The organism is Geothrix terrae (assembly GCF_022808775.1).
Taxonomy (GTDB): Bacteria; Acidobacteriota; Holophagae; order Holophagales; family Holophagaceae; genus Geothrix; species Geothrix terrae.
In genome coordinates, this window is sequence record NZ_JAKZLA010000003.1 from 82,931 (window position 1) to 95,205 (window position 12,275).

Genomic DNA, 12,275 nt, shown 5'->3' on the forward strand with positions numbered 1-12,275 from the left:
GCAATGCAGCGTCATCTTTGGGCACCCGTCGAGCAGAGCATCACAACCAGGTCGGCCACCCATCCCAGGCTTTGCGCTGCACCGTTCCAGCACAGCGAGATCAAAAAGGGCGCCATGGGCGCCCTTTTTGATCTCATGAAACGCAATGAAAAGACTTATACCCCCTACGCAATCGCCTGTCGAATATCGAACAGGAGGCGCTTGAGCTCCAGCTCGGAGAGGTTGAGGGGCACCTGCTGCTTCACCTCCTCTTTGCGGAAGAAGGCGATGCGCTTCACCACCACCTTGTTCTTGCCGAGGCTGATCTCGTTGAACTGGATCTGGGTGTCGTCCTTGTAGGGCGGCAGGCTGCGGAGCTGGATGTACATCCCCCGGCGGTCGTGGTCCACGATCTCCAGGCGCTCCTTCAGGTAGTCCACCTTCTCGGAGAGCATCTCGGCCTTCGTCTTCAGCTTGGCGAAGCTGAGGCGCTTGGGCGCGTGGCACTCCAGGACCATTTCGCCCAGCTGCACGCCATCATCGTCCCGGCGGAGGAATCCCTCCAGGGTGCTGTCCAGCTCCGCGTCGGCCTGGCGGAAGGGCACGAAACCCTGGAACTCGCCGGGCAGCACGGATTCGTCGTAGCGTTTGGCCTTGCGGGACAGCTTCATGGCGCACCTCGGAAGGGTGGGATCTTCCGATAGGGCCAGAGGCGTGCCAGAGCATCACGCTCAGGGCAGGTTTAGCACATCATCTGAATCGGCAGGACTTCCTTTCACCTTCTGCCGAGCCAGACCTGCCCACATGAAGACAAATCCGCTCAGATGCGTCCAGATATGGCCAGTCTATTCGCCGTATTGATCACTTTTCGACAGGGTCCACCTTGGGCCACCGCCGTCGGTAGATCATGCGGTCCAGGGCTCGGTGGTAGGGGCTCCAGGACCCGCTGTCCGACTCGTCCTGCGCGGCCCGGAACATCACCTCCAGCTTGCCGTCCAGGTCGTCCAGGTAGTGGACCAGCAGGGCCTCCGGGGTCTTGGGCAGCACGGGTGAGCCGAATTCCAGCCGGCCGTGGTGGGAGAGGACAATGTGCAGGATCTGCAGGCGGAGGTCCTCGGGAAATCCGGGGATCTTGCCCACCGCCCGGTTGATCCAGTCGGTTTCCAAGGCGATGTGGCCCAGAAGGTTGCCCGCGTCCGTATAGCCGAAGCTGCGCTGGTAGCTCAATTCCGCCGTCTTCCCCACGTCGTGGAGCAGGACGCCCGCCTGCACCAGGTCCCGGTTCAAGGCCCGGTAGTGGCCGCAGGCCCGGTCGGCCATGGCCGCCACGGACAGGGTGTGCTCCAGCAGGCCGCCCAGGAACACATGGTGCATGGACTTGGCGGCCGGGGCCTGGGCGAAGGCCGCCCGCAGGTCCGTGTCCACCACGAACAGCGCCTCCAGCAGGCGGCGGATCCAGGGGTCCTCCACGGAGGCGATGAGGGCATCGAGCTCGGCCAGCATGTCCGGCACGGGGCGGGCGCTGACGGGGAAGAAGCGGGAGAAGTCGCCCACCTCCACGTCCGCGGCGAAGCGCACCTTGTCCAGCTTCATCTGGAGGCGCCCGTTGTAGCTGGTCACGGCGCCCTTCACCCATAGGAAGGCGTCGGGTTGCACCGCATCCATGTCGCCTTCGATGGCCCGCACGTCCCAGAGGAAGGCCTTGAGGTCACCGGAGGCATCCGAAAGCTTGAGTTCCAGGTACTCGCTGCCCTTGGCGCTCACCTTGTAGGCGGCTTCCTGGGCCAGGAGGAAACCCTGGAAGGCTGCGCCTTCTTTCAGGCTCCGGAGGAGCGGCTGGTCGGACATGGGAACTCCCTTCGCCGCATCAGGGTGGGGCCAGCGCAGCGACAACGGCTGTCAATGGCTGCGCGGCGGCTTGGATGGGGGCGCAAAGGGATCCTCGTCGCCGTAGCCCAGGTCCAGGGGCAGCCGCTTGTCCTCCAGCACCTCGAAGAGCGACCACTGGTCGGCCTTCTTCACATTGCCCTCGGGCAGCGAGAGCACCCGGACCTTCAGCACGCGGTTGTACAGGGGGAACTCCAGCTCGTCCTGGACCTTGACCTCGTGGCTGGCCTTCCGGGGCACCTGGTTCACGCGCACCATCCCCTCGTCGCAGAGCTGGTTGGCCAGCTCGCGCCGCTTGATGAGCAGGCTCTTCTTGAGGAAGGCGTCGAGGCGCACGGCATCAGCCTTTCAGGATCTGTTCTTTGGGCACCAGGTAGCGGATGTTCGCGCGCATCCGCAGGTTGGCGAGGTACTGCTCGATGGCGTTCTGGGCCTTGGGCTCCTGGAGCTTCTCCAGGATCTTGGCCTTCACCTCCGCGAAGTCCTTGACCGGGGCGTCCTCCAGGGCGATGAGCTGGATGAGGTAGATGTCCTTGTCCGTCTCGATGGGGGCCGAAACCTGCTCGGGCTTGAGCTTCACCGCGGCGTCCTCGATGCTGGCGCGGAGGAAGCCCTTGTTCATCCAGCCCAGGTCACCGCCGGTGGCCTTGCTGGGGCTCACGGAGTTCTGACGGGCCAGTTCCTCGAAGGATTTCCCGGCCTTGAGCGCCGCCTGGATCTCCGTCAGCTTCGCGCGGGTCGCCGCCTGCTCCTCGGGCGTGGCGCCCTTGGCCAGCACCAGCTCCCGGATGCGGAAGCGGCTGGGGAGCCGGTACTCATCCTTGTGGTCCTCGTAGTAGGCCCGCAGTTCGTTGTCCTCCACGGCCACCTTGGAGAACACCTCCCGCTGCAGGACGTACTGCTGGGTGGCCTGCTGCTTCTGGCGCTTCATGAACTCCGGGAGGCCGATGCCGAGGCTGGTCTTCAGGGCCCGCTCCAGGTCGGCGTCCGTGGCGAAGTTGTTCTCCTTCTTGATGCCGTCGATGCTGGCGCGGACGTAGTCGTCCGTGATGGGCGAGCCCAGCTCGTCGCCCTTGTCCTCCAGCAGGTAGGCGTCGATCATCCCCTGCAGGGTCTTCTCCCGGGCGGTCTGCAGCTTCTCATCCAGCTCCTTGCCGGAGAACTGGCGGTAGAGGGCCGCGTTCTGCTGCTCCACGGCCTGCGTCAGGTCGCGGCGGGTGATGATGTGGCTGTTGACGATGACGAGGATCTCCTCGCGCACCTCGGCGGTCAGCCCCGCAGGCGCCAGGAGCGCCAGGGCGAGGACAGGGTTCAGCGCCTTCAACGGGCACCTCCCTTGGGGGCTTCAGCGGCCTGGGGGGCGGTCTTGGGATCCTCGGCCTTCGGCGCCGCCGGGGCCTTGGGCGCGGGGGCTTCCGAAGGCGAAGGCTTGGCCAGCTCGAAGGGGATCTCCTTGCGGAGGCTGTCCATCAGCTCGTTCCAGATGACGGCCTGGCGCTCGCGCTGGGCACCCTGCTCGGCCACCTGCTTGGCCTCCTCGAAGGGCACTTCCCGGGCCGCCTTGCGGCTTTCCACCTTCACCAGGTGGTAGCCGAACTGGGTCTTCACAGGCGCCCCCACCTTGCCGATGGGCTGGGTGCGGGCGGCCGCGCCGAACTCGGGCACCCAGGTGGAGGGGTCGGCATCCTCGTAGAGGCCGCCGTTCTCCTTGCTGCCGGGGTCGTCGCTGTACTTCTTCGCCAGGGCCTCGAACTTGGCGCCCTTCTTCAGCTCGGCCTGGATCTTCGCGATCTTGGCCTTGGCCGCGGCCTCGCTCAGGCCCTTCTCCTCACCCTCGCGCTTCACGGACACCAGGATGTGGCGCACGCTGGCCAGCTCGGGCTGCTTGAAGCGGTCCTTGTGCTTCTCGTAGAACGCCTTCACATCATCGTCGGAAACCGCGAGCTTCTTCTGGAGGACCTCGCTCTCCTTGGCCAGGTACTCGCGGGCGAGCAGATCGTCCTTGGTGCGCTCCACGGCCTGCCGGAAGGCGGGGGTCTGGTCCAGCCCCATGCGCTTGGCCTTCACGGCCAGGAGCTTGCTCTCGGCCATGCGCTTGACGAACTCCTCCTTGCCGCCCTGGATCATGAGGATCTGCATCTGCTCCTGCTGGTTCAGCAGGCGGAAGGCGGCCTGGAAATCGGCCTCGGTGATGGGCTCGCCGCCCACCTTGGCCAGCACCACCTCTTCAGGCTTGGGCGCGGGGGCCTGGGGCTTCGGGGCCGCGGCCTGAGCCGACGCTGCCGCGGCCTGGGCTTGAGTCTGGGCCGGAGCCGGCGCGGGAGCCTTGGCGGGCTCCTGTGCGACGACACCGAGGGCGATCATGGAGATCAGGGAAGCACGGAGCATGGGATTCCTTGGGTGCCGGGAAGGCGCTAGCGGCGGCGTCCGCCGAGAAGGTTCATCAGGGAGATCAGGATGTTGTAGAGGCTCACGAACAGCGCCAGGGCGAACCCGGCGGGATCACCGAAATCGCTGGTGCGGAGCATGGCGGAGGTGTCCCAGAGAAGCTTGGCCGAGCAGGCGATGACCGCCACGCCGGAGATGATCAGGCTGAAGGTCTCCAGGTGGAAGATGGCCGCCGCCAGGCTTCCGAAGAACATCACGGCGATGCCGACGATGACGAAGTTCCGCAGGAAGCTGAAGTCCTTCTTGGACACGAAGGCCGTGACCGTCAGGGTGAGGAACACCACGCCCGTGAGGCCGAAGGCGGTGAAGACGGGCATGAACCCCGCTCCCTGGGCCACCGCCAGGGCCACGATGCCCGCGATGACGCCCGAGATGAAGGTGAACAGCACATAGGCCACCCGGTTGAGGGGCTTCCGCCGGCTCACCCGGGAGGCGAACATCAGCGATCCGAACTGGATGCCGAAGAGCACCCAGAACCAGAAGCGGCCCGCCACGGAGATCAGGGCGGTCCCCACCAGGGGGGCGCTGAAGGCGCCCAGCGCCGCCACGGCAAACCCGCCCATGAGCCACAGGTAGACGCTTCGGACAAAATCGACGCGGGACTGCGCTCCGGTGGAAGCTCCCTGCCACGACTGCTGATAATCCATGCCACGCTCCAAGGGGGATCCGCGTGGATCCCCCTCAGATCCTAACATTCCCCCCACCCTTACCCTGCCTCCAAGGACCCCGAGGTTCCGTGATCCCCTCTCCCTGGCTGCAACGCCTCCGGCATCAGGCGGATCGCCGCCGTGCCCTGGGCCGGGACCGGGCCATCCACCCGGCCACGGGCGTGGACTTCTGCTCCAACGACTACCTGGCTCTGCGGCGGGACCCGCGGCTGGCGGAGGCCGCGGCGGCGGCGGCCCGCGAGCACGGAGCCGGCGCGGGAGGGGCGCGGCTCCTCCGGGGCACCACGCCCCTCCACGACGAGCTGGAGGCGGCCCTCGCCGCCTGGAAGGGCGCGGAGGCCTGCCTCCTCTTCAACACCGGCTTCCAGGCCAACGCCACCCTCATCCCCGCCCTGGCGGGCTCCGGCGACGCCGTTTTTTCCGACGCCCTCAACCACGCCTCGCTGGTGGACGGCTGCCGCATGGCCCGCGCCGGAGGCGCCCACCTGGGCATCTACCGGCACCTCGACCTGGCGGACCTCGCGCGGCAGCTCGAGCTCTGGCGCGCCTCGGCCCCGGCACAGGCCCTGGCCCTGGTGGCCACGGACGCCGTATTCAGCATGGATGGCGACGCGGCGGACCTGCCCGCCCTGCTGGTGCTCTGCGACCGCCACGGCGCCCTGCTCCTGGTGGACGAGGCCCACGCCACGGGCCTCCTCGGCGCGGATGGCGCCGGCCTGGCCCAGCACCAGGGTGTCCACGGCCGCGTGCCGCTGGTCATGGGCACCCTCGGCAAGGCCCTGGGCGCCTTCGGCGCCTTCATCTGCTGCGACGGCCCCATGCGCGAGCACCTGGTGAACACCGCCCGGGGCTTCATCTTCTCCACGGCCCTGCCCCCGCCCGTCGTCGGCGCGGCCCTGGCGGGCGTGCGCCTCGCCCGGGCGGAGCCCTGGCGGCGCGAACGGGCCAGGGCCCACGCGGCGTTCCTCCGGCGGGCCCTGGGGCAGGCCCAGACCCCTTCGGCCATCGTGCCGGTGCCCCTGGGGCCGGATGCCGAGGCGGTGCGCCTGGCCGGCCGCCTCCAGGCCCGGGGCCTCGATGTGCGGGCCGTGCGTCCCCCCACGGTGCCGGAGGGTTCGGCGCGCCTGCGGATCACCACCGGCGCCCACCTGGAGGACGCGCAGATCCTGGCCCTCCTGGAGGCCCTGGCCCTGGAAGCCCCGGGGGCCTGATCCGGCGGACGTCGGGGAACGCGGATCAGCCTCCCAAGGCCTTCTGCATGGCCTGCATCAGGCCCGCGCGCCGGAAGGGCTTCTGGACGAAGGCAACGAGGCCCTTGCCCAGGAACTCGTGGACGGCCTCCTGCTCGTTGTAGCCGCTCATCAGCACCACCCGGCAGGTGGGATCGAGAGCCCTCAGCTTGCGGAAGGCCTCGACCCCATCCATGTGCGGCATGGTGAGATCCAGGAGCACGGCCTTGATCCGGCTGCCCTCGGCCTTGAACCGTTCCAGGCCCTCCTGGCCATCCCTGGCCTCGATGACGTCGAATCCCATGGAACGCAGGAGGGCGCCCGCCACACCCCGCACGCTCTCCTCGTCATCCACCACCAGGATGGTCCCGCACCCGCTCCAGCTCACGGAGGCATCCTCCCCGGACGGGCCCGGTTCCGCCTCCAGCCCCGCCGGGAAGATCAGCTTGAACGTGGTCCCCTTTCCGACCTCGCTGTAGACGCGGATGCCGCCCTTGTGGCCGCGGACGATGCCCTGCATGGCGGACAGCCCCAGACCCCGGCCCGTGAACTTGGTGGTGAAGAAGGGCTCGAAGATGCGGGCCTGCACGTCCGGGCTCATCCCCTGTCCCGTGTCCGACACTTCCAGGGTGATGAAGGTGCCGGGCGCGATGGCCTGCCCGGGGAAGTCCCGGACCAGGTCCTCCTCCGAATAGGCCTGCGTGCCCGTGCGGATCGAGACGATGCCCTCCCCGTCGCCGATGGCCTCGGAGGCGTTCGTGACGAGGTTCATGACCACCTGCTGGATCTGGGAGGCCTCGGCCATGAGGGCCGGCAGGCCCGGCTGGAGCTGGAACCGCAGCGCCACCTTCTTGGAGATGGAGACCCCCAGCAGGTGGGACATCTCCTCCACGGCCTGGTTCAGGTCCAGGGGCTCGACCAGGAAGCGGCCCCGGCCGGAGTAGGCCAGCATCTGCCGAGTGAGGCCGGTGGCGCGATGGACGGACTTCTCCAGGTTCTCCAGGTAGGGCCGCGCGGGCGACAGGGGCGGCGTGCACATCTGGGCGAGGCTGATGTTCCCCAGGATGGCCGTGAGCAGGTTGTTGAAGTCGTGGGCGATGCCGCCCGCCAGCACGCCGAGGCTCTCCAGCTTCTGGCTCTGGAGCTGCGCCTGCTCGGCCCGGCGGCGCTCCGTGATGTCCGTGATGATGCCCAGCACGCTCACCACGCGCTTGTCCTCGTCCATCACGGGGTTGCCGGTGACGATGGTCCAGACCTCCTCGCCATCCTTCTTCCGGAAGCGGAAGTCGTGTTGGGCGCTGATCCCGTTCCTCCGCTGCGCCATGTTGCGGTCTGAGGTTTCGCGGTCCTCTTCGAACATGAAGTCGGACAGGGGGCGGCCGATCATCTCCTCCGGGGCATAGCCCAGGATCTGGGCCATGCGCCGGTTGACGAAGGTGGTCCTCCCCTCCGGATCCAGCACCCACATGCCCTCCCCCATCACCTCCACCAGGTGGCGGAACCGCGCTTCGCTCTCCCTCAGCGCCGCCGCATCCCGCCGGTGGCTCTCCGTCTCCTGCGCCAGTTCGCGCGTCCGGACCTCCACCTGGGTTCGGATCTCCGCCTGGCCGGCCAGCAGGGCGCGCACATAGCCCGAGAGCACCAGGCTGAAGGCGAGCCCCCCGGCCAGGACGCCCCAGGCCCGCCAGCCGGCCGCCAGGCCGTAGTAGCCCGGGGCCGGCGTCACGACCACCTGCCAACGCCGGCCAGCCAGATCGAAGCCCAGGACATGCTGGAGCCTGGAGGGTCCTGGCGGGCCGGCCGGAGGCAACGGCGAAGGCTCCAGGTGCAGGAGGGCCTCCGAAGGCGGCGCGCTGGCATCCAGGAGCCGCAGGTCCACGCCGCGAGGCTCCAGGATGGCGATGGATTTCTGGACCAGGTTTCCGGCGCGGAAGACTCCCTGCACCACGCCCACGGGCCGACCCTGCCGGTCCCGCACCGCGGCCATGACGAGGATCCCCGCCTGGGCAGCCGTCTCCTGGAGCAAGCGGATCCGGCCGCTGGCGGAGACGTCCCCGGTGCGCAACGCGCGGGCCAGCGTCTCCTGGCGGGTGATCAGGTGCTCTGCCGAATAACCCAGGGTCACCTCGTTGCCCCGGTAGGGCGCCACGAACTGGATCGCGAAGAAGCGGTGGTCCGGACGCAAGGGGACATTCCGATCGCCCTCGCCCTTTCCGAAGAAGTGGAACTGCGGCTGGAAGCGCTTGCCCTCGGCCTCCAAGGCGCCCCGGTTCTCCGGACCCACCTCCGGCAGCCACTGGAAGGCCTGGATGTAGGGATGGAGGGCGAGGGTGGGCGCCGTGAAGGCCTCGAAGTCCGCCCGGCTCACGTCATCGCTGGCTTCGAAGTAGCTCCGCAGCACGCCGACATCCTCGAAGCTGTGCCGGAGCCCCTCGGCCACGCTCTCCGCGCGGTCGCGGGCCGCTTCGTGGAACTGCGCCTCCACTTGGCGGTAGTTGGCGTCCCGGGCCACGAAGAATCCCACCAGGCTGAGCACCACCCCGACGGCCAGCACGAGCGCGGCGGGGTACCGGCCCGGGGTGGCTGGACTGGGCATGGGGTCGGCCACGGACACCTCGTTCAGGTAGCTTGGGATCGGAATTATCCTGGCATGGCGCGCCCCATTCCGGGAGGCTCATGTCTTTCCCATCAGCCCCGGGCTGTGGGCGCAACCTGTGGGAGAATTCTAGGGGACCGGAGGGTCTTCAGGAGGTGGCTTTTGAATCGGAACATCGTGTTCGCCCTGATCGGAGGCCTTGCCGTGGGATTCCTCGCGGGCTACGTCGTCGGCGGCAGCGGCGACAGGAATGCCGCCACCCCCACCGCCGCCACCCCCACTGGGGGCGTGGTGATGCCGGCGCCCTCCCTGGGCGGCGGCATGGCCGCGGGAGCCCCGGCCCCCGGGCAGATCCCGCCGGGCATGGGCCTTCCCAACGCGGAGATGCAGGCCCGCATCATCAAGCTGGAGGCCGTCGTGAAGGCCGAGCCCAAGAACCACGACGCCTGGGTGGGCCTCGGCAACGACTACTTCGACAGCCATCAGCCCCAGAAGGCCGTGGACGCCTACGCCAAGGCCCTGGCCCTGAAGCCCGACGATCCCGACATCCTCACGGACCAGGGCGTGATGTACCGCCAGCTCAACCAGTTCGACAAGGCCATCGCCAACTTCCAGAAGGCGGGCAAGATCAATCCCTCCCACGTGCCCAGCGTCTTCAACCTCGGCATCGTGTACGCCGGCGACCTCAACAAGCCCGATGAAGCGGCCAAGGCCTTCAACAAGGTGCTGGTCCTCGCTCCGAACAGCGAGCAGGCCACCCAGGCCCGCCAGTTGCTCGCCCAGCTCAACAAGGGCGCCGCGCCCCGCTGATCCGCCCTGCTGAATCCATGCTGAACCTCGATGCCCTCCCCAGCCCGCTCTGGGTCCTCGGAACCGGAACGGGCGTGGGGAAGACCTTCGTAGCTTCACGCATCGCGCGGGCCTGGGCGGAGCGGGGTCCGGTCAGCTATCGCAAGCCCTTCCAGACGGGTGTGGATCGCGCGGATCACCCCGAAGCCGATGCCAGCGCGGTGGCCGGACCGGGCATCACCGCTGAAAGCCATGTCCTGCTGCGGGCGCCGCTCTCGCCCCTGGCCGCGTCCCTGCGGGAAGGTCGCACCCTCGATCTGGAAGCCACGGCCCGTTGGTGCCTGCGCCCCGCCCCTCATCCCGGCGAAGGCCGCATCCTGCTGGAAGGCGTGGGCGGCCTCATGGTGCCCCTGGGGCCGAACACCCACTTCCTGGCCTGGGCCACCGGCCTGCGGATCCCCTGCGTGCTGGTGGCCCTGGGCGGCCTCGGCACCTTGAACCACACCCTGCTCAGTGCCGAGGCCCTCATGCTTCGCGGCTGGCGGATCGAGGCCGTGCTCCTCAACCCAGGCGCCGATGGCGCGACTCAGGACGCGGCAAACGAGAATGCGACTGTTCTGCAGGGATTTCTTCCCATGCCTGTCCATGCCCTGAAATAACTTCCAGGGCACCTCAAACCGATCCATACGCTATCTTCAGGCGGCCCGCGCCAACTGAGGTCTTCGTCTTCGGGTACGTCGCGCCTCGGTTGAAACAGCCTTCCGGCACCCCCTTCAGCCTTTCCCTCTCCCCTCGGAAAGGACCCCATGCCAGCCCCCACTCTTCTGCGACGCCGGCTGTGGCTCCCGCTTCTGTTCGGAGTCGCCGGGCTGCTGGTCAACCTGCTGCGCTACGAGATCTTCTTCAACGTGGACTTCATCTTCGGATCGGTCCTCGTGATGCTCGTGATCCTCCACGTCGGCGAGGGGCCCGGCGTGGTGGCGGCCCTCATCGCGGGCAGCGCCACCTGGATCCTCTGGAACCACCCATGGGCCATGGTGATCCTCGTGGGCGAAGCCCTCTTCGTGGGTTGGCTCGTGCGGCGCCGCTCCTGGGATCTCCTCCTGGCGGACCTCGTCTTCTGGGGCGCCCTGGGGATCCCCCTGATCTGGGTGTTCTATCACCTCGTGCTGCGGACCCCGGTCCAGACGACGGCGCTGGTCTTCTTGAAGCAGGCCACCAACGGCATCATCAACGCGCTGCTGGCCTGCATCCTCCACCTGGCCTGGCGGGCGCGCTCCCGTGGAACCGAGGCGGCCCGTCCGGCCTTCCGATCCGTGGTCTTCGTCACGATGGTGTCGCTGGTGACCTTCCCGGCCCTCCTCTACCTGACGGCCTTCGTCCACCAGGAGGTCCGTCGGGGCGAGCAGGACATGATCCGCCAGAGCGCCGGACTGGATCTGGTGGCCCGCCAGGTGCTCCAGACCTGGATCGAGGACCGCCACCAGAGCATCGCCACCTTGGCGAGCCTGGCCTCCCAACCCAACCAGCGGCGGGAGGATCTGCAGCGCACGGTGGAGGCCATCCGGACGGCCATGCCGGCCTTCAAGCGGGCGGGCGTGCTGGATGTCCATGCGAACGTCATCGTCTTCAGCCCCCTGGTCGATGCCCTGGGGCATCCCACCCTCGGACGGAACTTCGCCGATCGGCCCTACATCCCGATCCTGCGGGAGTCCCTCAAACCCTGGGTGGCCGACGTGGTCATGGGCCGCATCGGTAGACCGGAGCCGGTCATCTCCCTCGTGGTCCCCGTGGTCCGGGATGGACGGTACGACGGCTACTGCATCGGCATCGTGGATGCCAGCCTGATCCAGGAGGTCCTCGCCATCGTCGCCAGTTCCGCCGACGCCCAGCTGACCCTCCTCGACCGCTCCGGACACGTGGTCGCCAGCACCCGGAAGGACCTGGCCATGATGTCGGCCTTCGCGCCCCCACCCGGCGAGCGCCGTCCGCGCGGCGAGGGGGTCTGGCACGTCATCCCCCCGGCCAGGCCGGGGCGCAGCGCCCTGCAGCGGTGGAGCGAATCCTTCATCGTCCAGGAAGGCCTCCTGAGCCCGCAGCTCCCCTGGAAACTGGTGGTGGAATCCCCCCAGGCCCCGCTGATCTCGAGCCTGAGCCGGATCACCATCCAAGGCCTCGGCACGCTCCTGCTCCTCATTCTCCTGACCATCGCCCTGGCCCACCTGTTCAGCCGGAGGTTCACCCGGGCCATCGCCCGCCTGGAGGAGGCCACTCGCGCCTTCCCCGGACGCCTCAGCGGAACTCCAGGCGCCGACCTGGCCCTCGCCCCCAGCCGCATCGAAGAGATCCAGCACCTCAACGACCGCTTCCAGCAGATGACCGACGCGCTCCGGGTCTCCTTCCGCGAATTGAACGATCTGAAGGACACGCTGGAGCAGCGGGTCACCCTCCGCACCCAGGAGCTCCAGACCGCCCTGGACACCATCAAGACGCTCCACGGGATCATCCCCATCTGCGCCTCGTGCAAGAAGATCCGCGACGACAAGGGCTCCTGGAACCAGCTGGAGACCTATATCTCCGAGCACACCGAGGCCGACTTCAGCCACGGCATCTGCCCCGAGTGTGCCCGGAAGCTCTACCCCGAAGTCCCCCGCGCCGATCCCAAGACCTGAACAAGGC

At 68.1% G+C, this 12,275-nt stretch carries 11 protein-coding genes; 4 read left to right on the forward strand and 7 right to left on the reverse strand.

Features of this window, described 5'->3' with window-relative positions; all coding sequences use genetic code 11:
- Nucleotides 1-164 precede the first annotated feature (164 nt).
- The 6 genes from MLE42_RS06345 to MLE42_RS06370 all read right to left on the reverse strand — a co-directional run bounded on the left by MLE42_RS06345 (nt 165) and on the right by MLE42_RS06370 (nt 4,961).
- The gene (locus MLE42_RS06345) at nt 165-650 is read right to left on the reverse strand and encodes a hypothetical protein (protein WP_243287043.1); all 486 of its coding nucleotides are present in this window, start codon (nt 648-650) and stop codon (nt 165-167) included.
- Nucleotides 651-840: 190 nt separating this feature from the next.
- The gene (locus tag MLE42_RS06350; RefSeq protein ID WP_243287044.1) at nt 841-1,827 is read right to left on the reverse strand and encodes a 3'-5' exoribonuclease YhaM family protein; all 987 of its coding nucleotides are present in this window, start codon (nt 1,825-1,827) and stop codon (nt 841-843) included.
- A gap of 51 nt (nt 1,828-1,878) precedes the next feature.
- A complete protein-coding gene (locus MLE42_RS06355) occupies nt 1,879-2,202 on the reverse strand; it encodes an RNA-binding S4 domain-containing protein (protein WP_243287045.1) in 324 nt (107 codons plus the stop codon).
- 4 nt (nt 2,203-2,206) lie between these two features.
- Nucleotides 2,207-3,190, reverse strand: a complete 984-nt coding sequence (locus MLE42_RS06360; RefSeq protein WP_243287046.1) for a peptidylprolyl isomerase — start codon at nt 3,188-3,190, stop codon at nt 2,207-2,209.
- On the reverse strand, nt 3,187-4,254 hold the full coding sequence (locus MLE42_RS06365; RefSeq protein WP_243287047.1) for a peptidylprolyl isomerase: 1,068 nt from the start codon (nt 4,252-4,254) through the stop codon (nt 3,187-3,189). The genes MLE42_RS06360 and MLE42_RS06365 overlap by 4 nt, the downstream gene beginning before the upstream one ends.
- Before the next feature lie 26 nt (nt 4,255-4,280).
- Nucleotides 4,281-4,961: a Bax inhibitor-1/YccA family protein gene (locus tag MLE42_RS06370; RefSeq protein ID WP_243287048.1), complete on the reverse strand. Its 681-nt coding sequence runs from the start codon at nt 4,959-4,961 to the stop codon at nt 4,281-4,283.
- Between the two features lie 89 nt (nt 4,962-5,050).
- Between MLE42_RS06370 and MLE42_RS06375 the strand changes: the two genes are divergently transcribed.
- On the forward strand, nt 5,051-6,193 hold the full coding sequence (locus MLE42_RS06375) for an aminotransferase class I/II-fold pyridoxal phosphate-dependent enzyme (RefSeq protein ID WP_243287049.1): 1,143 nt from the start codon (nt 5,051-5,053) through the stop codon (nt 6,191-6,193).
- Between the two features lie 25 nt (nt 6,194-6,218).
- Here MLE42_RS06375 and MLE42_RS06380 read toward each other — a convergent pair whose 3' ends face one another.
- On the reverse strand, nt 6,219-8,819 hold the full coding sequence (locus MLE42_RS06380; protein ID WP_243287050.1) for a PAS domain S-box protein: 2,601 nt from the start codon (nt 8,817-8,819) through the stop codon (nt 6,219-6,221).
- A gap of 150 nt (nt 8,820-8,969) precedes the next feature.
- Here MLE42_RS06380 and MLE42_RS06385 point away from each other — a divergent pair, with 150 nt between their 5' ends.
- The 3 genes from MLE42_RS06385 (at nt 8,970) to MLE42_RS06395 (ending at nt 12,268) form a co-directional block, all read left to right on the forward strand.
- Nucleotides 8,970-9,617 (forward strand): tetratricopeptide repeat protein, encoded by a 648-nt coding sequence (locus MLE42_RS06385; protein WP_243287051.1) that lies wholly within the window; start codon nt 8,970-8,972, stop codon nt 9,615-9,617.
- A gap of 17 nt (nt 9,618-9,634) precedes the next feature.
- Nucleotides 9,635-10,255, forward strand: coding sequence for a dethiobiotin synthase (gene bioD / locus MLE42_RS06390; protein ID WP_243287052.1), 621 nt, complete (start codon nt 9,635-9,637; stop codon nt 10,253-10,255).
- A gap of 147 nt (nt 10,256-10,402) precedes the next feature.
- Nucleotides 10,403-12,268, forward strand: coding sequence for a cache domain-containing protein (locus MLE42_RS06395; protein ID WP_243287053.1), 1,866 nt, complete (start codon nt 10,403-10,405; stop codon nt 12,266-12,268).
- Nucleotides 12,269-12,275: the final 7 nt, after the last annotated feature.

Bases quoted from the DNA above. Each gene is read 5' to 3' on its own strand.
- MLE42_RS06350 (WP_243287044.1), bottom strand. From the start codon at position 1,827: ATGTCCGACCAGCCGCTCCTCCGGAGCCTGAAAGAAGGCGCAGCCTTC.
- bioD (WP_243287052.1), top strand. From the start codon at position 9,635: ATGCTGAACCTCGATGCCCTCCCCAGCCCGCTCTGGGTCCTCGGAACC.
- MLE42_RS06370 (WP_243287048.1), bottom strand. From the start codon at position 4,961: ATGGATTATCAGCAGTCGTGGCAGGGAGCTTCCACCGGAGCGCAGTCC.
- MLE42_RS06345 (WP_243287043.1), bottom strand. From the start codon at position 650: ATGAAGCTGTCCCGCAAGGCCAAACGCTACGACGAATCCGTGCTGCCC.
- MLE42_RS06365 (WP_243287047.1), bottom strand. From the start codon at position 4,254: ATGCTCCGTGCTTCCCTGATCTCCATGATCGCCCTCGGTGTCGTCGCA.
- MLE42_RS06395 (WP_243287053.1), top strand. From the start codon at position 10,403: ATGCCAGCCCCCACTCTTCTGCGACGCCGGCTGTGGCTCCCGCTTCTG.